The following is a 21,587-nucleotide window of genomic DNA, read 5'->3' on the forward strand; positions in this document are numbered from 1 at the left end:
CTGCTCGAACGTCTCCAGGCGTACGAGGACGACGTGCTGCGTTTCCTCGACGACCCCGCCGCGCCCTTCACCAATAACCAAGGGGAGCGTGACCTGCGGATGACCAAGGTCCAGCAGAAGATTTCAGGCTGTTTCCGCTCCTGGGAAGGTGCCGAGATCTTCTGCCGGATGCGCAGCTTCCTCTCGACGGCGGTCAAGCAGGGCCTGGCAGCGCACACCGCACTGGAACAGTTGTTTGCCGGTGAAGTGCCCGAATTCATGCGTCGGGACGGCCTGGATCAGGCAGCGTGACCTGAATAGTTACCCTTCATCTGCTTGATATCGTCGATCAGCGCCGATTCGCTACCGTCGACGATCAGCTGATACTCCTTGGTGTCGGGCAGGTTGCCACGTGCGTCCTCGAGCGCCACCAGTTCCAGGCGCGGTTCCAGGTAGGCGCGTCGATGGTAGTTGAAGACCCGGTCCATCAGCAGCGACAAGAGCTCCAGCGCCATGCTCTGGTAGCGGTGGAAGTTGTCAGCATGCAGTTTCCACTGATCATCGGGGACCAGCAGCGTATACCACACCTGGCTCTTCAGCAGTGCCGGGAATCGGCCTGCATCGATCAGCAAGTTGGCATAGCCACGGGAGCGGCGGTAGCGCTCTAGATCGCGTTCCAGGGCGGCCATGTCCATGAACAGCAGATGATCGTCATCGAAGTAGCGCTCGTGCTGCTTGGCCTGGCCAGGCTTGGCCATCACGTCTTTCACGCCAGAAGCCTGAAGACTCTCGACCCGAGGGTAGCGGTCGAGCTCGACCTTGCGCTCCTTCAGCACGATATCCGGCGTCAGACCCAGCTCATGATGGAAATCGCTGCTGACGGCATTCACAGGATGCCCGAAGCGTACTAGAGGGCCATCGCGGTGGAAGCTGTAGGCTTGCTTGGTGTCCTGCCTAACCTTGGGGCGCAACATCTTCAGCGACTTGCCGACATCCTCCATCACGTTCAGCTTTAGCGTATGGATCTCGGGCTGATCGTTGCCCGGTAGACCCTCGTCTTCCAGGAAGTCACGAAAGGTGGCCATAAAGTCGGCGCCGACGCCGAAGACATTTAGGGTTTCCAGCAGATAAAGGTGCTTGGGTGCCGTGACTGGTGCAAGCCGGCTAGAACGCATCAGGCTCATATCGCGGCCTTTCAGACGCACACCACGCCCGAACAGCTGGATGATCTGCGAGCCTTCTTTCTTACCGGTGTTCATCAACCCCATGCTGGAGACACGCCAGCTATTCCAGCCCTCGATGAACTTCTTTGAGCCGATCAGCAGGTTGACCTTTGAACTCTCTCGGTTGACCTCGGCGAAGATAGGGTTGGCCAGCTCCGACTTGCGGACCTGCAGGTGGGGGATCTTGCGGCCCTCGAGGTGCTCGGCCAGGCCCAGAGCGTCGCCCACGTTGATCAGGCCAAAGGGATTCTCCGCCTCTCCCACTTTCAGCAGTAGCTCGCCAGAATCACCGGTGATGCGATCGACGTTCAGCGTGCCGCCGCCCGGGGCATGGAAGGTATGGGTGAGGATGTCGCGGTAGAGCTCATCAACCGACGGTCCCTGAGCCTTGAGCCAGGGGAAGCTGCCCGAGAATATCTCGTTGCCTTGCTTGTCGATCAAACCGGCCGTTGCCGCGTCACCCTCAAAAACCGCGCTCAGCGCCCGACGAGCCTCATCCTTCTCCCCCAGGAACCAGGCCAGAAAGCCCAGCACCTGGGCAATATCTGAGGCGCGCTCCTTGTAGTTCTTGGCGGTCTCCTTGCTGCCGTCGTCTCTGACCACGCTAGCCCCGACGAACACCCACAGCGGAGCGGCCAGGTTCCACTGGGTCAGTTGGCCATGCTCTTCCTGGTAGTAACGCTGCTGCTGATAGAAAGCCAGCAGTGCCGCCGTGAGGTAGGTGTAGCGCTGCTGGGTCTCCTTCTCCGGCAGGTTGAAGATGCGGTAATCCTTGCCGTAACCATCCTCGTAGAAGTAGCGGTAGCCGTAATCGAAGAGGATGCTCTTGGCGTAGGTCTCCTCCACTGCCGCATCCTTGGCAGCAACTACCGCCTCCTTGAAGGTGGCCGAGTACTCGAAGGTGAAGCCACGCCCGGCCAGCTTGTTACGATGCGATAGCCAGCCCTTCTCCTCACTGGCCGAGCCCAGTCCGCGGTGACCTTCATCGACCAGCAGCAAGTTGCCATCGCCGAAGCTGTCGACCGCCATGGTCTTCTTGCCCTGCTCGATGCCGAGCTTGGTGATCTCGGTCACGGCAACACGGCTCAGCGATTTCCGCTCCCCGCTGAAGAGGTCACCACCATCCTGACTGAGGCGCTCCGCCTCCAAGCTGGAATCGCGGCACTCCAGCAGATGCTGCTCACTGAGGCGCTCGTTGGGCGTAATCAGGATGATCTGGCCATAGTCGGCGATACGGTGGTGCTCACGGGCGTAGTGACGGAACTGACGCACGTTGGTGTGCATCAGCAAGGTCTTGCCAGAGCCCGTGGCATTCTGCAGACACAGTTTATTGAGGTCATCTTCCTCATAGGAGCCAATACCGGTCTGGTAGCCTTGCCCCTGCCAGAAGCTGTTGAATCGCTCGACCTGGCGGTTGAGGCTGGCCTTGAGCGCCTCGCGGTCACGGAAGTACTCGTGAAGATATATCTCGACGAACAGCAGAGTCAGCCACTGGAAGTACTTCCAGTCGACCTCGGTCTCACGTTGCTGATTGAGGGCATCGGTATGCCTGACGATATTGGCGTCAAAGCGCTTCAGATCCTCCTCGCCGTACTTCCAGGTGGGCTGGTAGCTACCCAGCAAGGCATGGAGGTAATGATGGTGGCGGTCACCGGTCAGCCCCGGATCACTCTCCTTCAGCGTCTTGCTGAGCAACGTAATCGGACGGACTCGGCTGCCGCCGTCGCGATACTGCTCCAGCGGGTCGATGCCGAAGCACGTCAGCATCCACTGGTTGAGTACCAGCTTCTTGAGAAAGTCGCTCTTGGCACTGAGCTGATTGATCTTGGCTTGGCGTGGCTTGCGTGCCATCAATGCGACTCCCGGCCTTGATCATCCTGGTCATCCATCTGCGGTTTCGGCGCATCATCCCCTACCAGCACGGGCTTGCCGTCCTGCCATATCACTGCATACTGGCCCAGGCGCCGCTTGCGCTCCAAGGTCTCGGAGACTGCTTCACGGAGGCTGTCGAGCATGGTTTGGGTATCCGGTGTCGGCTGAGTCATGGCCGTGCCTCCTTGACGAGATCATTGTAGTGGCGGTCATCGAGAATATTGCGCCCTTGCCAGGTCTGTTCAAAGACAGGCTCTGGCGTGCCTCCAGCATTCATGAAGCAACGCGCTCGAGAGACGCAGGGTGCGTAGAGCGTCAGCAGGTTGTGCAGGCTGCGCGGGAAGCGGCGCTGGATATCCTTCAGCGGGATATTGTGGCCACCATGCGAAACGCGCTCTGCCACGCGAAGGCGCGACATCTCCACCGAGGGGAGTGCCAGGTAAACCAGCTCGACTCGCCAGCCCGTATCGAGCAGCCGCTTCACCAGGCTCAGGTAACCGCGCCCCGAAAGTGTCGTCTCGAAGGCAAAGTCCTCGCCCTCCTCTACTGCATCTTCGATCTCACGTAGGAAGATCCGGCTAGCCGCAAGCAGCTCCCGCTCCGGTGCCAAGGGCGAAAGCCCGGCGGCGATCAGGTCAGCGTTGATGAAGCGTGCGCACTTGGCCACTTGGGGCAGGTAATGAAGCGCAAACGTCGTCTTGCCGGCGCCATTGGGGCCGGCAACGATCCAGCAGGTGGGGGCGCTGGCTTCAGAGCTCATCGTCACACCCCTCCCACATACGAGCATGGAAGGTTTCTTCCAGGCTATGCACGCGACTGCGTGCGCTGCCGGTCAGGTTCAGGCCATGCGGGCCATTGATGTAGATCGAGTCGAACTCGCTGTCGGTGGTGCCGATCTTGTACTTCGCCAGCAGCGCCTCCAGCACCGCGGCGTCCTTTTCGGGATCGTCGGTCAGCTTGCGCCATACCACCAGCACCTTGGCGAGGTCCTCGTCGCTTCCCGGGATCCTGCGCACATGCCCTTCGACCTGGCGGATCCAGTAGGCGCCGTCTTCATTCTCGCGCAGGCTAACCGCCTTGAGCCGAGTGTTCTGGTCCTCCGGCAGCTCGGGGTCTTCCTCGCGCTCGAAGCGGGCGACGTAGGTGCGGGGCTTGTCGAGGTGAGTGACATGCAGGCCGATCAGCCAGTTGAACGTTTCGACCAGGTCGACGTTCGTTTCGCGAGTCTCGTCGCTGCCGGGCTGCTTGACCTTCAGCGTGTAGTCTTCAGGATCACGGAACCACTCAGTATTGAGTAGGCTTGCCGAGCCGCGGGTCTCCACGTCGAGCAGATACTTGAGGGTATAGTCACGGCGTAGCTCGGGATTTTGTTCCATCAGCGAATTGCGATGAGGGTTATCATCCAGTTCGAGGTTATTAAGGGTATCGTCGTAACTCTCAAGGCGGAGGTATTTGAAGCAGTGAGAAATAGCATCGATTTCACCATTTTTTGGTCTGCCATCTTGCCATTCTGACGCATATACAGCTTTCATGATTCTGGGCTTGAGCACTGTATCAAAATGATTACCTACCTCAACAAGAGTGTAGTGTCTACGAGCGCCCTCTTTGTTAAGAGATACTACCGCATGTCCGGTGGTTCCCGTTCCTGCAAAGAAGTCTAACACATGCCCATCTTTGGGGGAGCCAATTTTTATTACCGTCTCTGGCAAAAGCATTGGTTTTGGAAACCCGAACTCACTAAATCCTAATCGCCCGTTCTCAACAGTACCAGCCTCATTTATAAATCCCTTATCCGACCAAATAGACTTAATCTTCTTTGTTCCTTTTCTGGCTTTTTCATAAATATTCCATCCACCAGCCCTTTTTTCCTTGGCCAAAATAATGACTTTAGACCCTGACCTTATCGCAGCTAGTGTTTTTTCTTTACCCCACCGCCAACAAGACGCCTCACCTTTGCTATTTTCAGGATAAACAGCAATAAAACCTGGTCTATCATCCAAACTTATACTGGCGTAACCATTCTCATCGATGCTTTTCGGATCTACATATATGGGATAGTAAAGATTAGGACGATTGTGCCTTCCAAACTTTGGGTTTCGATTTCTCAACTCCCAAAGTTCGTAAACACCAATTTCATCAGAGAGTGAGGCACCACCCACTTCTTTTTCCACCTCTCTGATTAGTGAAAATTCAGAGAATCCATAAGCCATAACATATTCATGTGTCTTAGCCACCCTCTGATATGTTTGCCCCCTTATATTAGACCGCACAACCAACTGAGAAATAAAGTTATCCTCAGAAAAGAAGCTATCCAAGCACAATTTAAGCCTAGCGGACTCATTATCATCAACGCTTGCAAAAAAAGTTGCAGACGGCAACACTATTTTCTTTAATTGCTCAAGCTTTTGGGACAACATCGAAAGCCAGCTTGAGTGCCTATAATTATCCTTAAAAAGAAAATCATCACCACCAGTGTTATATGGAGGATCAATATAAACACAATCAAATCCCTTGGATTTTTTATCTAAAACCCGAAGCGCATCGTTATTATCAGAATTAATAGCAACACCATCGCAAGTGCTATCCAATCCTTCGATACAGGAAATCAACTCTCCCTTAACCCCTGAGGACAGTAGTCCGGTATCAGCCATCAAATAGCGGTATTTCTCTAGCCCCAGAAACCCCTCAACACTCAAAGATTTTATATCATCTGCAAGTTTTACAGTATCTAGACCATACAACCTTGACCACAAATCATGATGGGCCTCATGACCAAGAATATATTCTATAATGTCAGATCGAGCTGCAATACGATCTAGAGTAATACAGTAGTTACATTCAACAACGAACCGCCTTTTTAACCACAGCTTTTTCTGAAAATTTTCTAGCTGCGCCAGAAAGGTAATGATCTGCTTCGCGATTTTACGCAGCACCTGGATTTTCTTGAGCTGCTGCTCGACGATCAGCACACCGGCATTATCGATATCGTCTAGGCGCAGGATCTCGTTCTTGATATAGAAATCCAGCTCACGAGAAAGGAAGCCACCCAGGTCTTTGTGGATAAAATAATCCATAGTGTTGCGGGCGGTGTACTGCTGCAGGTACTTGCCAAGCAGGGTGCGCTCTTTCTGCTTGTCCGTCGGTGCCGGGGTGGCCAGCCCATCCCGGTAGGCGGCTACGCCATCGGTAAGGCGCAGCCCCGCCATGATGACCTCCTCCGCCTCCTCGAGCCGCTTCTTCTGCCAGGTGCCACTCTGGCCCATTTTCTCCGAGTCCGGCCGGTACTCGAACTGGAGCACCAGGTCGGCACCGTCCAGGCGCACCGGCTCGTTATGATGGATGATGAAGAAGCGCTCGGTGCTCTCCTTCACATCGTTGTGCTCGCCTTCGGTGGCGTCTACCACGCGGCAGTGCACCTTGAGCGCCGCATCCACTGAGTCGAAGCCCAGGCCAGCCTGTGCGGCGGAGCCCTGCAGCTTCCTCAGGGCCTCGTTGAGGTTGAAGGTGAAGTTGGCCAGCGTCTCGGAGGACTTGACGTAGTACTGGTCCTTGTTGGCCCAGTGAAGATAGACCTCACGACCATCATAGGGCACCGCATAGGGGGCGGCCCGGCTGTCATTCTCGGCGACGTGGTGCCGGCGACTCATGAAGTCGCCCTTGTCGTAGTAGCGCGAGAAGAAGCGATAGAGGTGGTCGTAGATGTCCGCCGAGGCGTTCTGCTCCTGCTTCGCGACTTCGTAAGCGGCCCGCGCCTGCTTCACCGCCGGGGCGCTATCCGGGTCCGGGGCGCCCAGCTCTTCGGCCTGACGACGCTTCTCCTCGATGTCCTGACGCATGGCGGTCAGCTGCTGCTCGCCCTGCTCGGCAAACGCCTCCTCGATGGCCTGGGCAAGATCTTCGCGGATGAATCGAGAGAGCTGGTCGCTCTTCGCGTGCATGATGCGGTAGAGCCCAAAATCCAGCTCCGGCTTATCGAGCTGGAAGAGCTCGTGAAGCAGGTCGATGAAACGTTGCTTGCGGTCGTCCGCGGTTGCTACAGCCATTGATTGGTTCTCATCAGCTTGTGTAACTGGCGAGAAGGTCCCGCCAATTCAGGCAATTAAAAGACAGCACGACCAGGCGACGAGGCCTGTCCGGTGGAAATTTATATGGTGCTGATGATACCCGGTGGAAGTGCCCGGCTCTAGGAAAGACGCCCGAGCCACGTGGGTCGCTGCAGCCAATCGTCGGGGAAGCCCATGCTTGCGGGGTTGATGGCATAGCGCTCGATCAGCTCCGCCAGCCGCTCTCGAAAGTGGTGATGGCGGCTGATCACATCAAGCAGATAGGCGAGCATCGTCAAGGTGTTGTAAAGCTTGCGCTGCGCCGATTCGTCTCTGGTCTTTACCAGGCTCTCCCCCAACGGCTGGGGGTTGCGCGGCAGCGTGAACTTCACCGTCAGCTCACGGTTCCAGACCCGGGCATGATGAGCACAGTGGTTGCGGACTACGTTCAGATGGTGGCAGAAGGAGGTCAGGATCCGCTCATCCAGGCAATAGGGCCTGGCGATGGCGTTGCGGTCATCGCTATGAGCAAGATGCTTGAGCCACTTCGAAAGCTGGCCGAAACTCATGATCTCCACCACCGCCCACACGGGCGGCAGGGGCTCATCGTAATGTGTGCGGAAGTGCTGGATGAACACCTCACGGTTACTCTGCACATCCTTGAGAAGGCCGGCCAACCCGTTCCGATAGTTCCACCGGTTGGAGTCTGTAAACAGCGAGGCCTGCATCAGCGCATGCGGTCCATGGCGGTGGCCCAGCTGATAGGCGAAGTGGCCGCGCAGCGACACCTCGATCCGTTCGATGGCATCGAGCAGCAGCAAGCGCAGCTCACGATCAAACAGATAATGATCCAGCACCGTCTCGAACTGGGTGCCCGGGCGGAAGGTATGGCTCCCGTGGTCTGCCTCGTAGGGGAGCCAGTAGGCGGCGAGTCGATAGTAGTTCAGGTGGGCCAGATAGTGCTCGGCTCGGGCTTCATCCCGGACCTGCATACCCCGCTCGCGAAGACGAGCGAGCTGATCGGCATAGCTGAGGGCAGGTTTATCGTATCTCATTGATCACACAAAAAAGTAACCCCCCATGGTGCGCTGATCTGACGGGAAGCGTGGGGGGTGTTGTTGAAGGCAAGTTTAGGCAGTTGACCCTCCAAGGTCAACCGACCACGACGACTATGGGCCATCATGCCCTTCACACCAGCTCCCAGCGGATCCTGAACAGCCGATGAGTCTGGCTCTTGCGGTGCATCTGGCGCTCCAGGGCATCGATGAGCGCGTCGCGCTTCTCCTCGATCTCGTCCTGAACGTCGAAAATCGCTTGGCGGTCGCGGCGCTGCTGCCGCTCGAGCGTCTTGAGCGCTTCCTGCGCGGCCTTCTGCTCCTCCAGGGTCTCGGCGGTGCGTGAGCGACGCTTGGCGTCCTTGATCTTGGCGCGGGTATCCTCCAACTGGGCCTCGCTGGAGGCAATCTGGTCATCGGACCAGGCCTCCAGCTTGTCGCGTTCGCGCTGGAAGTAGCTGTGGTTCTCCTCCAGCACGCGGCTAAGGGTGGCATCCAGCTGCCGCTTGGCGAGCGCAGAGAGCTCCTGAGAGGGTTCAAGGGCGCTATCGGGCATTACCTCGGCGGTCACATTGAAGAGCCGCTCACAGGCTTCCTGGTCGAGGTGAGTGCCATCGTCAGCCAGGGCAGTGAAGACCAGGTGCTCCTCGTGCTGGAAGCTGTCCAGCTCCAGCAGATTCAGTTCCAGCCAACCACGGCGAACGGTGAGCTGTTCGAGTACCGAGATTCGCAGCGGATGGTCCGATAGCTGGAAGCGTAGCGTGGCGGCTGGGGTCTCCTGGCGGCGACCGCTGTCGAGCACGTATTCGCCCAGCGGATGAGTCAGCCGGTAGACGTGAGCGTTCTCGGGCGGCTTGATGCCCTTCCCCTTGCGAATCAGCCAGTAGTCACCGGCGGTCACATTATCGACGGGAGGCGCTTCCAGGTGAAAGGTCAGACGGCCATCGTTGAATTTGGCCTGTCCCGACAGGCAGTGCCGGGTCAGCTTCCAAAACAGCTTGCCGGTGCGGTCGAGCTGGGCCTCGGCCTTGTCTCGCTGGATGCGCAGCAACTCATGAATCTGCTCGTCAAAATGCTCCAGCAGCTTGCTCTCGGTCTCACGCATGCGATCATCGATATCGGCCTCCAGCTGCTCGCGCAGCTCGGCGAAGGCCGCCTCGATGGCGTCCGGTGTGCGGCAGGTGGCGTAGATATCGGCGATGCGCTTCTCGACATCCACGCCAGACTCCAGCCGGCCGAGAATTTCATCGGAAGCACCGAACAAGCCATCGAACAGCTGGAACTTCTCGCTCAGTAGCTCGAGAACACGCTTGTCGGCCTCATTGCGCTGGTTAAGGAAGTTAACCACCACCACATCGAACTGCTGGCCGTAGCGGTGGCAGCGACCGATGCGCTGCTCCACGCGCTGAGGATTCCATGGCAGGTCGTAGTTCACCACCAGATTACAAAACTGAAGGTTGACCCCTTCGGCAGCCGCCTCGGTAGCCACCAGGATCTGCGCCTTGTCTCGGAAGTGGTCGATGATGGCGGTGCGTCGATCGATGGCGGGGCTGCCGGTAACCCGGTCACTACCGGCATGATCCGCAAGCCAGCGTTGGTAGATGCCCGTCACGCTCGGGCTGTTGTTGGTGCCGCTGAAGGTGGCGACCTGATCAGCAAAGCCGTGTCGCTCCAGAAAGCGGCTGAGGTACTCCAGGGTGCGTCGTGACTCGGTGAACACCACCGCCTTGCGAGGAGCCCCCATCTCATCCATGCGGGCAAAGCCGGTTTCCAGCGCGGTGACCAGCGCATGGGACTTGGCATCTTCATGGATGCTCCGAGCAAGGCTCAGGTACTGCTCGATTTCGGCGATCTCGCCCTGCAGCCGAGTCGGGTTGATCTCCTGGTCGGCCAGGGGCTGGGCGTCGTCCTCCTCCACTTCATCGGCTTCCGCGGCTTCCAGCAGCTCCTCATCAAGCGATTCATCGGCCAATAGCCGCTCCAGCCAGTCCTGCTCGACCTGATGCCGGTCATGCAGCGACTCCAGCCGCTGCTTTAGCGTCTCCAGCGTCTGGATGATGGCGGTGGTAGACGATGCCAGCAGCTTGCGTATGACCAGTGACACCAGATGCCGTTGGCGGGTGGGCACGCCATAACTGTCTTCGCGCTCCAGATAGCCCGAGACCAGGTGGTAGAGCCGCTGCTCAGCCTGGGATGGGGTAAAAGGGATTGTCAGAGCCTTGCGCTCGGTGTACTGCACGTACTCCAGCACCTGGCGGCGAAGAGTGCGTTTGGCGAATTCATCGAGCCGGCGTCGCAGCCCCTCGATATCATTCCCACCGCGCATGAACTGGCGGCGGAAGCTGATGGCATCGCCAAACAGCTGGTCATCGATCACCGTCGAGAGGCCGTAGAGCTCGAGCAGCGAGTTCTGCAGTGGTGTAGCGGTGAGCAGCAGCTTGCGACTACCGGCGAAGGCGCGCTTGATGGCCTGACCAGTGCGATGACTCTCACGATGGGCGTTACGCAGTTTGTGGGCCTCGTCGATCACCACCAGATCCCAGGGGATGGTGCGCAGCTGAGGTTCCAGCCTGGCCGCGAAGTGGTAGGACATCACGCTGATGACATCCTGGTCCAGCGGATCGTAGATTCCCTGCTCACGCTGCTGTTTGTAGGTGCGAGCGTCCAGCACCTGTGTGGGCAGCTGGAATTTCTCGGCCAGCTCGCTCGCCCACTGCTTACGCAGGGCTGCTGGGGCAATCACTACCAACCGACGCCGACGCTCTGCCCAGTACTGGCAGATGACCAGCGCTGCTTCGATCGTCTTGCCCAGCCCCACCTCGTCGGCCAGCAACACCCCTTTGGCCAGCGGGTTCTGCAAGGCGAACAAAGCAGCATCGATCTGATGGGGGTTGAGATCTACCGAGGCGTCGAACAGCGAAGCTGCCAGCCGGTCCACGTTTCCTCCCCGCCTCTGACGCGTCAGCTCGTAGGCGAAGTACTTGGCGTGGTAGTCCGTGATGCGCTCTGTGGTCATCCCTGTTCCCCTGCCCGGTTGCAATAGGACCAGCTACTTACTCTCTCCTGCGCCGGCATGATGATCAAGGCGACGTTGGGTGATGGCTACACCAGCTTGAATGGTTCGATATGGCGGAAGATGCCGTTTTTGGTCATGTCGCGGCGAAGGGTAAAGGCCTCCATGGCGTCCACCGGGTCCATCTTGTCCAGCCTGTTGAAGTGAATCCTGCCCCACTGCTCGCGAGTGACCTTCATGCTGAACAGGTACTGGCCGCACTCGCTTCAGGTGGCTGGATCGGTGACCTGGCAATAGTCTGAGACTCTCGCCTCCTACACAGTGGGCAGAAGGGCGAACACCACAACCAGCACGTGATCGCGATAAAGCTCACGCTGCAGAATGTCGCTGAGCCCTCGGGGCATGAGCCCGGCCTACTTGGTGGGCATGGTCCAGTAGCGGCCAGGAATTTCCTCCTCGCAGAGGGTGTCGATATCCACAGCGTTGCCATGCAGATCAGTAGATTAGAAGGGGCTCAGGAGTTTAGTCACACAGATGCAGAAGTAAGATAGCCGCCATTCTCGGCGGCTATCGGTTAGGCGCTGCGCTACAGCCCAAAGCGTCGAACGTACTCGGTTTTCTTCGCGATACGAGTAACAAGCGCCGCCTCTCCACGTTGCTCGATCGCCGCTGCCCAATCCACCACCTGCGGCTTCCCCCCGGGAGAAAAAGCGCCTTGAAGTGAGGTCCCGAGGTACGCTTCGCTAAGATCGTTCATCAGCTCAAGGAACTCCTGCACTTGATAGTGAGGGCTGATGCCGTTTTCTTCAGCCTCCCGACGCGGCCAACGCTTCTTTCCCAACTGCAGGATGATATCCAGGAGCTTAGCAGTCGTCGTGAGCCGATTTAGCGAAAAAGCATAGGGTCGGTACTCACCATCGAAAGACAGTGTGTGATCTTCCGTGAAGTAGTTCCAGTCACCGACGGAATGAGCAGGAACCAAACCGGTATTTTCAGAATAGGAGACCTTGCCTTTCTGACGCCAAGGGTCTGCATTCAAGTCGGGATTTTCATATTGCTGGGAGTCGCTTTCCGGACTTGACTGGGCTGAAGCAGCGGCAGCTTTCGACAGCGCCACAGCCTCATGGAAACTGGAAACGCCCAGGAACTGGTAGGCGGAGATGTCTTGGCACTTCTGCAGCTTGGCGTCGGGCAAAGACTTCTTCAAACGCTTGGCAGCGGTTTTGACCAGTTGGATCTGATCAGGAGTGATAGTTTTTGACACAGCTGTATCCTCGAAAGATCGATGACGTTGTGCTTCCTGTTGCCCGCTGACAGAAATCTTTCGAAGTCAGGTGTATCAATAGTGCTGGTGAGTATAGTGCCTAAGCTTTGCCGATGCGGGCGGCGCGTCTCTATCAACGCAGGAAAAACATAATAAGCTCACGTGATTGTGTCAACCTTCAGCTAAACAAAAAAACAACTCCCAGCACGCCGGTGCCACCCTGAGGGCAGCACCGGCGATATGAGATAATCCAAGATTGACTCCTGCCAGTCAGTGGGCACTACAGGTCGCCCCGCTCCGCCAGCGACACACAGCAGTCCTCCCCAACCACGATATGATCAATGACCCGCACATCGATCAGGCCCAGCGCCTCTTGCAGACGCTGGGTGATACGCCGATCGGCATCGCTGGGTTCGGGATCCCCCGAGGGATGGTTGTGTACCAGGATCACTGCAGCAGCATTGCAGGCCAAGGCCTGTTTGACCACCTCACGGGGATAGACGCTCGCCGAGTCGATGGTGCCGCGAAACAGCTCCTCGAAGCAGATCACGCGGTGCTGGCTGTCGAGGAATAGGGCGCTGAAGACCTCGTGCTCGTAGTCCTGCAGCAGCATCTGCAGATACTCGAAAGCGAGCGCTGGCTGGGTGATCTTACGTCCTCTGGCCAGCCGACGACGAGCGAATGCCTTGGCGATGCTCAAAAGCTCAGCTTCGGTCACCGTGTCGGTGATGCGATAGGTGCCGGCGGTCTCGCCGGCACTCAGCTTGCGGTGGTTCATGGTGTTGCTCCTCAGGCCGCCATGACCATGGCCATGCGGCGCTCCAGCTCCTCGTAGAACGCCTCGACGCGCTCGGCGATGGTGCGGATCACTGCCTCGTCCCGGTAGGCCCGCTTCACGAACAGCGGCATGCCCGGCCAGTAGCTGACGAAGTCGATCCACTCGCGCTCGCTGACCCACAGCCCGCCTTGGCACTGAGCGACGTGCTCCTGGGGCAGCTCGTCGGCCAGCAGTAGCTCGATCTGGTACTTGGGCAGCTTGGTCTTGATTTCGACTAGGCCATTGCTGTCGACCAGGCAGTCAGGCGAGTAGCCCACCCCGTGGTTGAGGATGATGCCGACCTGCTCCAGTTGGGGCAGGCCGGCGGCCTCGTGATAGAGCTCCCGGGCCACGGGTTCCAGCTCATGACCGCGCTGGGTGTGAGCGTTGCCCTGGAAGGCATCGGAGGGCTCGCCGGTGATGCGCTCGCCGATCAGCTGATGCATGTAGCTCATCGCACCGGTACCGAAGCCTCCCGGCCCCTTACCCTTGACCAGCAGAGTCTTCAGCTCGGACATGGTGACGATGCCCAGACGGGCGGCATGCCACTCGGGCGTGCCCTGTTCCAGTGTCAGGGTCTGCATGACGTTCTCCTTCTCGATGACACGGCATAGGCCAGCGAGGGGAGGCCCCTCGCCGGCCGCTCAGTGATGTTGACGATTGTGCTGGGCCCGCTTCTGCAGGGAGGCACGCAGCTTGTCGAAGTCACCACGGGGCACCTGCTGGGCGTCGCCGTACTTACCGACGAACCACTCCTGGGTCGCTGGGGGACAGGCGGCAATCAGCTGCCGGATCTGCCCGGCCTGGAAGGGCGTGACCAGCTTCACCGGGGCGGCGGCGTGGCCGTTGTCGTCCTGGCCCCGGGTGGTGATGTTGAGCAGGGCGCAGAGCACGTAGCGCTTGCCATAGCTGGTAGAGGAACCGAAGGCCTGCACGGCGTTCTTGCTGCCGCTGGTATCGGCCGGCAACAGCATGCTGGTTTCTTCACGATGACCGTCCTGGTGCATCAGCACGCCGGTCACCTGAATGCCACGCTCCTGGGTCTGAATACGGAAGCTCACCGCGAAGCCGTGCTTCTTCATGATCGGACGCACGGTATCGACGATGTCTTCTAGGGTGGCGTAGTGCCCGTTATTGGTCTTGCCACGCTCGGCGATGCTTGGCAGCTCGGTCTGCATGGCCGCCATGGCGGCGCTATAGGCCATCAGTGCCTGGCGGTCGAGCACCCGCTCCTGCATTTGCAAGAGGCGCTCCATCTTGTCGATGTCGACCTCGGGATTGAGGGCGGCCCGCTCGATCACCTGGATGATCGCGGTGCTGTCCTGGGTTGCTTGAGCGATCGGTGTCTGGTCGGCGGTCTTGGGATGAATGGGGGTTGCCATGGTGGCCTCCGTTATCGATAGCGTTGGATGACGTCAGGGAGCTCCTCGGTCGGGACCGGCTCCAGGGATACGGCCACGCGATAGACCTGGCCCTTGGCCAGCACGTGGGTCTCGGTCGCTTGCTCGCCAGCCTCCAGCAACTGACGCGTCAGCTGGGTCAGGGCATGGCAGATCTCAAAAGTCACGGGTGATTGCATCAGTACCTCCAGAAAAAACGCCCGGCCTTTCAAGGGGCCGGGCGCTATGCCGTGGTAAGGGAAAGAAGGGGATAGGAGAACGCAGGACGCCGTTCAGGCCACCAGCGCAAGAGCGGATTCCAGCGCCTTGTCCTTGAGGCCGGCGCCCTGGCCGAACCAGGCGGAGTCCATGCGGTAGTCGTTACTGCGAGCGCGCTTCTCGTGGTCCACGTACTCGGTGACCGCGTTGAGCAGGCCCCAGGCGGTGCCTTGCGCCGTACAAAGTTGAGAACCACGTCCCTCGCCCTGGTAGAGCTTCTGGACGCGATTGAGGGCACGGAAGTTAGGTAGCTTGGACGCATCCTCCAGCGGCGCCTCGGCGTTGCAGATCACCGACTGGAAGTAGGTCTTCGCTTCCTCCTGGCTGACCTTGCGCTCGGCCAGGGTCTTCAGGCGATACATGAAGTCGTCCCACTGGGACACGGAGATCCCCAGCTGCTGCTTGACCAGCTGTGGACGGAACTCTGTGCTGTGCGGCACCTTCACCCCCTGTGCCATGCCATCCACGGCGATGGTCAGGGTGTTGTTGCACACCACCCGTACCGAGGTAGGTGTCGCCACCGTGGCCAGAGACCCGTCACAGGAGGTCGCCAGCAGCAGGTAGGCGTTGACCTGATCCTGGCCCTTCAGCGCCGTCCCAAAGCCACTGCGAGCCAGCGCCCAGAACTTGCGCCCGCCCTTGAGCACCCCTGCGGTCTCCAGCTCATAGCCGGCGTACTCGGTCAGGTCTCGATAGAACTCCAGCACCTCCTCGGGCTGGACCACCTTGTAGCGCTGAGAGACCACCGACAGCGGGGTACGAGTGTCGGAGCGGTAGAGCACCTTCTGCTCGGGGAAGGAGTGGATGCTGCCCAGGTGCCCGGCACCATCGGCGATGAAGCGCACCGGGGATTCTTCGATGTGCCAGTCCATGCCAGCTTGCTGCCGCCACACCTCCAGGGTCTGATGACGCGAGAGTTGCTGCCCCAGGCCATGCCAGGGGGTGTCGCCGACATAAGCCATCTGTTCGATCTGATGTGCCATGGATAAAGCTCCTTTTAGAGACGAACACGGCATAACGGCCCGCTCCCCAAGGAAAGCGGGCCAACCGTGAGCATGTTGAGAAAGAGAATCGAGGGGTCACCACCAAAGCAGTGATGGACGCGCTAGAGCGTGTTGTGAGGGATCAGTCGACGTGGGGGCGAAAGGTGTGACCACAGGCTCGGCACTCGAGGTTGTCGAGCACTTGATCATCCAGCTGGCTGCCCAGACGTGCTCCGGCGACCCCGCCTGCCGTACCACCGACCAGTCCACCAAACACTGCTCCAGCGATGCTGCCGACGGCGATCCCTACCGGTCCACCTACTGCACCAACCAAAGCACCAGCTTCGGCGCCACTCCAGGCGCCAGCCGCACCACTCGCTGTTCCGGCTATGGCGCCCGTGGTGCCTCCGACCTTTCGTCCATGATGGCGCGACACCACCCTCGACGCGCCACAGCTGGGACAAGACATAGACATGGCACTACCTCCTCCATAGGGAAAGACATGAGAACGAAACCATCCGGCTGGGGCTTCAAGGAGGTAGTACAGGTTTGAAATTCGGTTAAATCGACAACGGGCAAAATCCAAGGCGACACACCCGCTGCATCATCTAGGTATGAGCATGTTTCAGAACATCCGTCCAATGTACTCCAAGGTGACGAGTCGGGACGACGTAATGTTTTACAGCGCTGTGAGATGAGATGCAGCGGAACCGTGACAGCATCGTCGCGGTGTCTTGTACAGATCGATAACGGAATTTCCCGAAAAAGTGAGTGACACCTCATTCGCCAGGAAACTGGGGCGATTGGCATGACCAGGGATAGGGTTTCCCTGGGGTTCCGACATGCGTCACTGACGGGTAAGTATTATAGGGAGATTCACTAGACTCTTAACAGGGTCCAAAGGGATAGATACTAGGTCATGATGGGCTCACTTGTGAAAGCCCATCCAGGATCGATATAGATCATCCAAGGAGTGGTCCCACACAGACCACTCCTTATGGAATCATCATCCAACATGATCTCTACCGATTGACCTCACAGGCGTCTGGAGAACGCCTGATATGAAGCTCAGATGTTCGTCAGCATCATGTCCAGGTCAATGCCTACCGTTCCCTATCATCCCCCTATCGACCGACAAGACCATCGCTGCGGAATCCTTCACCATCCCCACAGCGAGGTATCTCCTCATGTTTGAACACTTCCCCCTCTGTCATACGCTCAACGACAAACTGCGTTTGTACTATGAAGATACTTATCGTGGATTTGAAGTCCAGCAGGAAGAAGATGGCCCTTTAATCCTGAACTACCTAGAACGCTCCTTGCAGAAACTTGATGCAGTGACACGAATCAACACCACCACCTTCGCCTTTCGTGTAGACCTTCGCTTCCCGGTTGAGATGTCGCGTCTGCCCATGCATGAGAACAACGACGTGCTGGCACGGTTCTTCTACTTCTTTCGTTACGAGCTCAAGCGCAGCCAAACCAAGTACGCTACTCAACTGCATTATTTGTGGGCACGTGAACAGGTCAACAGCGACAAGCCGCACTACCACCTGATGATCCTGCTCAACAAGAACGCCTACGATAGCTTGGGATGTTTCGCGCCAGATGGAAACGGGGCCTACTCGCGAAACAACCTCTACCACCGCATGATGCGCTCCTGGTTGAAGGCAATGGGCTTCGATCATGATGATCCACGTTTCAAACAGCTGGCCCATATCGGTGAAGATCCTGTCACCGAGATTCCCTGGTCCTGCGTCCTGCACCGGGATGACTGGATGGCCATGAATGAAGCGGTGTACATGGCTAGCTACCTGTGCAAGGCCTACAGCAAGCCGTTCGGTCAAGGAGTTCATGTCTTCGACGGCAGTCGTCTTTAATCACTGAGTGGCATGGTATGGGTCCGTCTTTGGCGGACCCGTCCTGCCTCTCTCAACAAGGTGCCAGATGATGTTCCCGACTTCGATGTTTCCTTCCCTCTCGTTCCCTCATAACACGCGTGAAATCCAAGAAGGATCGTCATCCCACGATCCGTGGGGAGATCGTCGTCTTGCCAGGATGGAACGCAAGGAACCCACTCGCCGATTGCTACGTGACGTCATGACCCTGCGCCGGATTCGTGGCATGAGCCAGACGGCGCTGGCGGCTGAGCTAGGGGTCAGCGTGCGGACCCTGCAGGAGTGGGAGCAGGGTCGACGGCTGCCCTCGGGGGTCGGCCAGGCCCTCCTGGAGCGCTGGGCACGCGAGCAGCCTGAATGACAAGGGAATGGCCCCATTTGATCATCTAAGTCATTGATTTTAGAGATTACACAGAAATATCTTTGGCAATTTCTGACAATAAGTATTGGTCTATATGCTAGGATATTTGGCTCTTCGCAACGACTGAGCCGCCATTGCCATGATGCCTCCTACTGACAATCCTCCTTTCCTCCAAGCTCATTTTCCACAGACCAGCCCCCTGACGCTTGGCAGTGTGTTCAAACGTCCTGGGCACCCGCGAGAAGGTGCTTGGATGTTCGACAGTGATGACGCCATCTCACAGTTACCTGAGATCGAGAAAGCCATACGCGCCATCCCAAAACGTCAAATACAAGAACGGATGCTGGAAGATGACTTCGATCCGAACACCATTCGCTGGGGATCACAGAAAGGTCAAGTACGATGGCATCTAATAAAAGACAGCCGCCTTTATCAGTGCCGTACTTTTGTCCAAACACTTCTGACGTTAGACGACCACCGCTACAACCTTAGCCTGCACGCCAGAGCTTTCCTGAAACACTTTCGCTGGTGCCTACAGGACTTTGGTAGCAATGAAACCTGGATCTTTCACGAAAGTAGAGCAAGCCGCATCAGCCAACGTTTCGACCTCTCGCTCAAGGCTCTCTCAAAGGAGATCACCAGCACGGCCTTTAGACGCAAGGTAAAAACAGCGGACAAAGCGACCAAGGATCGCTACGAAACGTTAAACAAATGGATGAGGGCGGCATTTCGCCAAGCGCCAAACATCTTGTGGGTACACATCCAGCTAGGCTACAAGACCAAGCGCTACGAGGATCTACAGCAAACATTGAAAGATCGAAAAGATTTTTTGAAGAACCGGGAAGGCAATCCTTTATTTAGTGACCTGGTAGGCTATGTAGGAAAGTTGCACTACCACCCAATGAAAGGGCTTGTTCACGACATGATCTTTCTCTACGACGCCCGCCATGTCCAAGAAGCAGCATCCTTAGCGCAAGCTCTTTCCAAACGTTGGGACAGGGCAACACGTCACAGCGGTATCGCTTGGATCGAGGGCGAACCCCTCCACCCCGAAGCGCCGAGGATCAATGGCATCTGGTCGATGAAGGCACCGGAAGACAGGCAGCGACGGAAAGCCCTGATCCATTACCTGAGCCACTATGATACCTATCTTCACTACGACCTGCCGGCTAACACCAAAACGCTGGTCAAATCACAGACGCCGGGAAAGAAGCGTGCCAACGTACGAAACAAGAAAAGATAACGCATGTCGCCGACAAGGATCACTAGATTCGAGAAACGGAATGTTCTACCCTAGCGCGGACCAAGACCACCTGCGCTAGGAAGAAAAATGACGGACAAGCTCCTTGAATACGAAAGGCTCGAGCAAGAGAAGAAACAAATCGAGGCGAGGTGCGAGCACGAGAAGAAGCAGGTCGACGCAAAGCTCGAGCGCCTGAAAAAAGACGAAGAGTTTCAGCATGACATGGAATTCAAGCAACAGATCGAAGCAGTCCTGGAGACTTACGAAAAGAAGAGAGAGGATCTGCTCAAGCTTTTCGGCCCAGCCACGCACGATCCCTCCAATAAGCCCGTCCGTCGCAAGGCGAGCCAGAAACAACCATTGAAACGCTACACCCACCCAGTTACGGGAAAGGTGGTGAAAGCGAGAAGCCTTCGCAATGCCACGCTCCAGGAATGGAAAAGAGAGTACGACGAAGATACTGTGAAGAGCTGGGGCGAGGTTATAGAGGATGACATCTCGTCATCGTAACCGTGCTAATACACGCCAACATGCTACTGGCAATACGGACATACGCTTTCCCCTCAGCACGTAACCTAAGGACGTTTCATGCGGCTCTCTCCCGACCTTCACGCTGACCTGCGGCTCACGCCCATCGACAATGCAATGTTGGCCTCCCAGCAAACCATCGTGGATCTTCTGATCACTGGTATTCATCCTCTGGCCACACGCTACCCCATCGTCGGCTCAGCGCTCTGATCACACCGTCTGATACTGAGAACCTATTCGCCGAGCATACCCCGGTGGCGTGGCGACACTTCATTGATGCTGGCATCGATGATGAGGGAGGATGATCCTCTACAAGCCTCAACACCGGGTGCTCGCGAACTCTCTCCCCCATTGGTAGTTGTCCTTGAAGCCCCGCACTTCCAGCTGGACAAGGGCTTCAAGCTGTTCGAGAACGGCGAACTGACGCCTTTCCTGCAGTACCGCATCAATAAGCTCCAAGGCTGTGCCGAAGATGAACACCGCACCAATGAACTGGTCCGGCTCATGCACGAAGCTGAGATCCTCGAACCCGCTGAAGTCGATCACCTGGGCGAGCGTGTGGAGTGCTATCTGGTCAACGACAAGGCCCTGGGTGCCAAGCTGGACAAGATCGGCAGGGACAAGATGGGCCAGATCATCTCCCTGGTGCTGGCCATTGCCGACTCCCAGAAGAAACTGGGCGTCTCGATCACCACATCCTGACCCACGTCAAGGCGCACAGCGGCCCCAGAGCCGCTTTTATGCCGTGAGATAGGGGATTTACCAAGTCGCGTCATAAAACTCCGCACAGGGCAATCCAGGATGGCTGGTGAGGTTATTCATACTCACCGGCTGTCTGCTGTTCTAGTTGGCTCAAGTGTCGACGCCATATGCCGATGTATCACGGTATCACCAACACCGGCCATAAAAGGGAGCTTGAGATGCCGATCGTATCGATCATCGCCTGGCTGCTCAGCGTGCCCGTGGTGATCACGGCTCTATTACTGACCAGGGAGGTCACCCATGAGGTCTTCACCCAACAACCGCCTCAACGCCATCATGGAGGCCCTGCTTGCCGCCCATGAGGATGCCCAACGCCTTTCTCGCTCCTCGCTGCATCGCATGCCGGAGTTCTTCATGGCCACGAGGGTGGCCGATTACTTCGCCGAGCACTTCGACAACTTCGGCTATCGGCTGGAAGCGCAGGTCAAGCGCACCTTCGAGGCCTCGGACATGCAGGTCGACGACATCGCCGAACTGCTTCGGGAACCCGACCTGCGTCCCGAGGGGCGTTTCGACCTTGTACTGCACACGGGCAAACGGGGACGCACCGCGCATATCCTGGAGTTCAAGCGGGGCGATGCCATGCAGGGGTTGATCAGCGATATCCGCCGCCTGGCCAAGGTCAGCCGCCATGCCGGTCGGCACAGCCTCAAGACCAACTACCTGGTGCTGACCCGCCGCTGCCCACCGGAGCGGGATACCACCGGGCGCCTGATCGAACGGCTGGATATGGCGTTGCACACGGCCGGACTAGACGACCAGGACGTGAACCTGATCGCCTCCGAACCCCAGCACCCGTTTCTCAACCATGATCATCTGCCGATGGCCAATCGCGCGTTCCAGATCGTGATCCTCGAGATCCAGGGATAGCGGATATCGGTCGCACGC

At 57.8% G+C, this 21,587-nt stretch carries 20 protein-coding genes; 7 read left to right on the forward strand and 13 right to left on the reverse strand.

Annotated features, from left to right (window positions below):
* On the forward strand, positions 1–291 hold a 291-nt coding region (locus R3F72_RS00005), incomplete at its 5' end, for an IS66 family transposase (RefSeq protein WP_332778557.1).
* On the opposite strand, the gene R3F72_RS00010 is transcribed toward R3F72_RS00005, so the two are convergent.
* The 13 genes from R3F72_RS00010 to R3F72_RS00070 form a co-directional block, all read right to left on the reverse strand.
* A complete protein-coding gene (locus tag R3F72_RS00010; RefSeq protein ID WP_332778558.1) occupies positions 279–3,053 on the reverse strand; it encodes a DEAD/DEAH box helicase family protein in 2,775 nt (924 codons plus the stop codon). The two genes, R3F72_RS00005 and R3F72_RS00010, sit on opposite strands and share 13 nt — an antisense overlap.
* Positions 3,053–3,247: a hypothetical protein gene (locus R3F72_RS00015; RefSeq protein ID WP_332778559.1), complete on the reverse strand. Its 195-nt coding sequence runs from the start codon at positions 3,245–3,247 to the stop codon at positions 3,053–3,055. The genes R3F72_RS00010 and R3F72_RS00015 overlap by 1 nt, the downstream gene beginning before the upstream one ends.
* Positions 3,244–3,834 (reverse strand): zeta toxin family protein, encoded by a 591-nt coding sequence (locus R3F72_RS00020; RefSeq protein WP_332778560.1) that lies wholly within the window; start codon positions 3,832–3,834, stop codon positions 3,244–3,246. The genes R3F72_RS00015 and R3F72_RS00020 overlap by 4 nt, the downstream gene beginning before the upstream one ends.
* Positions 3,824–7,117 carry a DNA methyltransferase gene (locus R3F72_RS00025; protein WP_332778561.1) on the reverse strand — a complete coding sequence of 1,098 codons (3,294 nt, stop codon included), beginning with the start codon at positions 7,115–7,117 and terminating at the stop codon, positions 3,824–3,826. The genes R3F72_RS00020 and R3F72_RS00025 overlap by 11 nt, the downstream gene beginning before the upstream one ends.
* A 140-nt stretch (positions 7,118–7,257) precedes the next feature.
* A complete protein-coding gene (locus R3F72_RS00030; protein WP_332778562.1) occupies positions 7,258–8,109 on the reverse strand; it encodes an Abi family protein in 852 nt (283 codons plus the stop codon).
* Between the two features lie 196 nt (positions 8,110–8,305).
* Positions 8,306–11,188 carry an SNF2-related protein gene (locus R3F72_RS00035; protein ID WP_332778563.1) on the reverse strand — a complete coding sequence of 961 codons (2,883 nt, stop codon included), beginning with the start codon at positions 11,186–11,188 and terminating at the stop codon, positions 8,306–8,308.
* Between the two features lie 86 nt (positions 11,189–11,274).
* Complete coding sequence (locus tag R3F72_RS00040) at positions 11,275–11,424, reverse strand: hypothetical protein (protein ID WP_332778564.1); 150 nt, start codon at positions 11,422–11,424, stop codon at positions 11,275–11,277.
* A 347-nt stretch (positions 11,425–11,771) separates the two neighbouring features.
* Positions 11,772–12,449: a hypothetical protein gene (locus R3F72_RS00045; protein ID WP_332778565.1), complete on the reverse strand. Its 678-nt coding sequence runs from the start codon at positions 12,447–12,449 to the stop codon at positions 11,772–11,774.
* 280 nt (positions 12,450–12,729) lie between these two features.
* Positions 12,730–13,227 (reverse strand): RadC family protein, encoded by a 498-nt coding sequence (radC, locus tag R3F72_RS00050; RefSeq protein ID WP_332778566.1) that lies wholly within the window; start codon positions 13,225–13,227, stop codon positions 12,730–12,732.
* Between the two features lie 11 nt (positions 13,228–13,238).
* Positions 13,239–13,850 carry a lambda exonuclease family protein gene (locus R3F72_RS00055; RefSeq protein ID WP_332778567.1) on the reverse strand — a complete coding sequence of 204 codons (612 nt, stop codon included), beginning with the start codon at positions 13,848–13,850 and terminating at the stop codon, positions 13,239–13,241.
* A 60-nt stretch (positions 13,851–13,910) separates the two neighbouring features.
* Positions 13,911–14,648, reverse strand: coding sequence for an ERF family protein (locus R3F72_RS00060; protein WP_332778568.1), 738 nt, complete (start codon positions 14,646–14,648; stop codon positions 13,911–13,913).
* Positions 14,649–14,659: 11 nt separating this feature from the next.
* Complete coding sequence (locus tag R3F72_RS00065; protein ID WP_332778569.1) at positions 14,660–14,845, reverse strand: hypothetical protein; 186 nt, start codon at positions 14,843–14,845, stop codon at positions 14,660–14,662.
* A gap of 93 nt (positions 14,846–14,938) precedes the next feature.
* Complete coding sequence (locus tag R3F72_RS00070; protein WP_332778570.1) at positions 14,939–15,907, reverse strand: DUF932 domain-containing protein; 969 nt, start codon at positions 15,905–15,907, stop codon at positions 14,939–14,941.
* 1,187 nt (positions 15,908–17,094) lie between these two features.
* Here R3F72_RS00070 and R3F72_RS00075 point away from each other — a divergent pair.
* The 6 genes from R3F72_RS00075 (at position 17,095) to R3F72_RS00100 (ending at position 21,569) form a co-directional block, all read left to right on the forward strand.
* The gene (locus R3F72_RS00075; RefSeq protein WP_332778571.1) at positions 17,095–17,787 is read left to right on the forward strand and encodes a YagK/YfjJ domain-containing protein; all 693 of its coding nucleotides are present in this window, start codon (positions 17,095–17,097) and stop codon (positions 17,785–17,787) included.
* A gap of 205 nt (positions 17,788–17,992) precedes the next feature.
* Complete coding sequence (locus R3F72_RS00080) at positions 17,993–18,166, forward strand: helix-turn-helix domain-containing protein (protein WP_332778572.1); 174 nt, start codon at positions 17,993–17,995, stop codon at positions 18,164–18,166.
* 253 nt (positions 18,167–18,419) lie between these two features.
* Positions 18,420–19,409: a hypothetical protein gene (locus tag R3F72_RS00085; RefSeq protein WP_332778573.1), complete on the forward strand. Its 990-nt coding sequence runs from the start codon at positions 18,420–18,422 to the stop codon at positions 19,407–19,409.
* A gap of 87 nt (positions 19,410–19,496) precedes the next feature.
* Positions 19,497–19,919 (forward strand): histone-like nucleoid-structuring protein, MvaT/MvaU family, encoded by a 423-nt coding sequence (locus R3F72_RS00090; RefSeq protein WP_332778574.1) that lies wholly within the window; start codon positions 19,497–19,499, stop codon positions 19,917–19,919.
* Between the two features lie 369 nt (positions 19,920–20,288).
* Positions 20,289–20,639 (forward strand): SapC family protein, encoded by a 351-nt coding sequence (locus R3F72_RS00095; RefSeq protein ID WP_332778575.1) that lies wholly within the window; start codon positions 20,289–20,291, stop codon positions 20,637–20,639.
* Between the two features lie 300 nt (positions 20,640–20,939).
* Positions 20,940–21,569 (forward strand): hypothetical protein, encoded by a 630-nt coding sequence (locus tag R3F72_RS00100; protein ID WP_332778576.1) that lies wholly within the window; start codon positions 20,940–20,942, stop codon positions 21,567–21,569.
* Positions 21,570–21,587: the final 18 nt, after the last annotated feature.

The sequence above is a fragment of the Salinicola sp. 4072 genome (genome assembly GCF_036663415.1).
Classification (GTDB): domain Bacteria; phylum Pseudomonadota; class Gammaproteobacteria; order Pseudomonadales; family Halomonadaceae; genus Salinicola; species Salinicola salarius_A.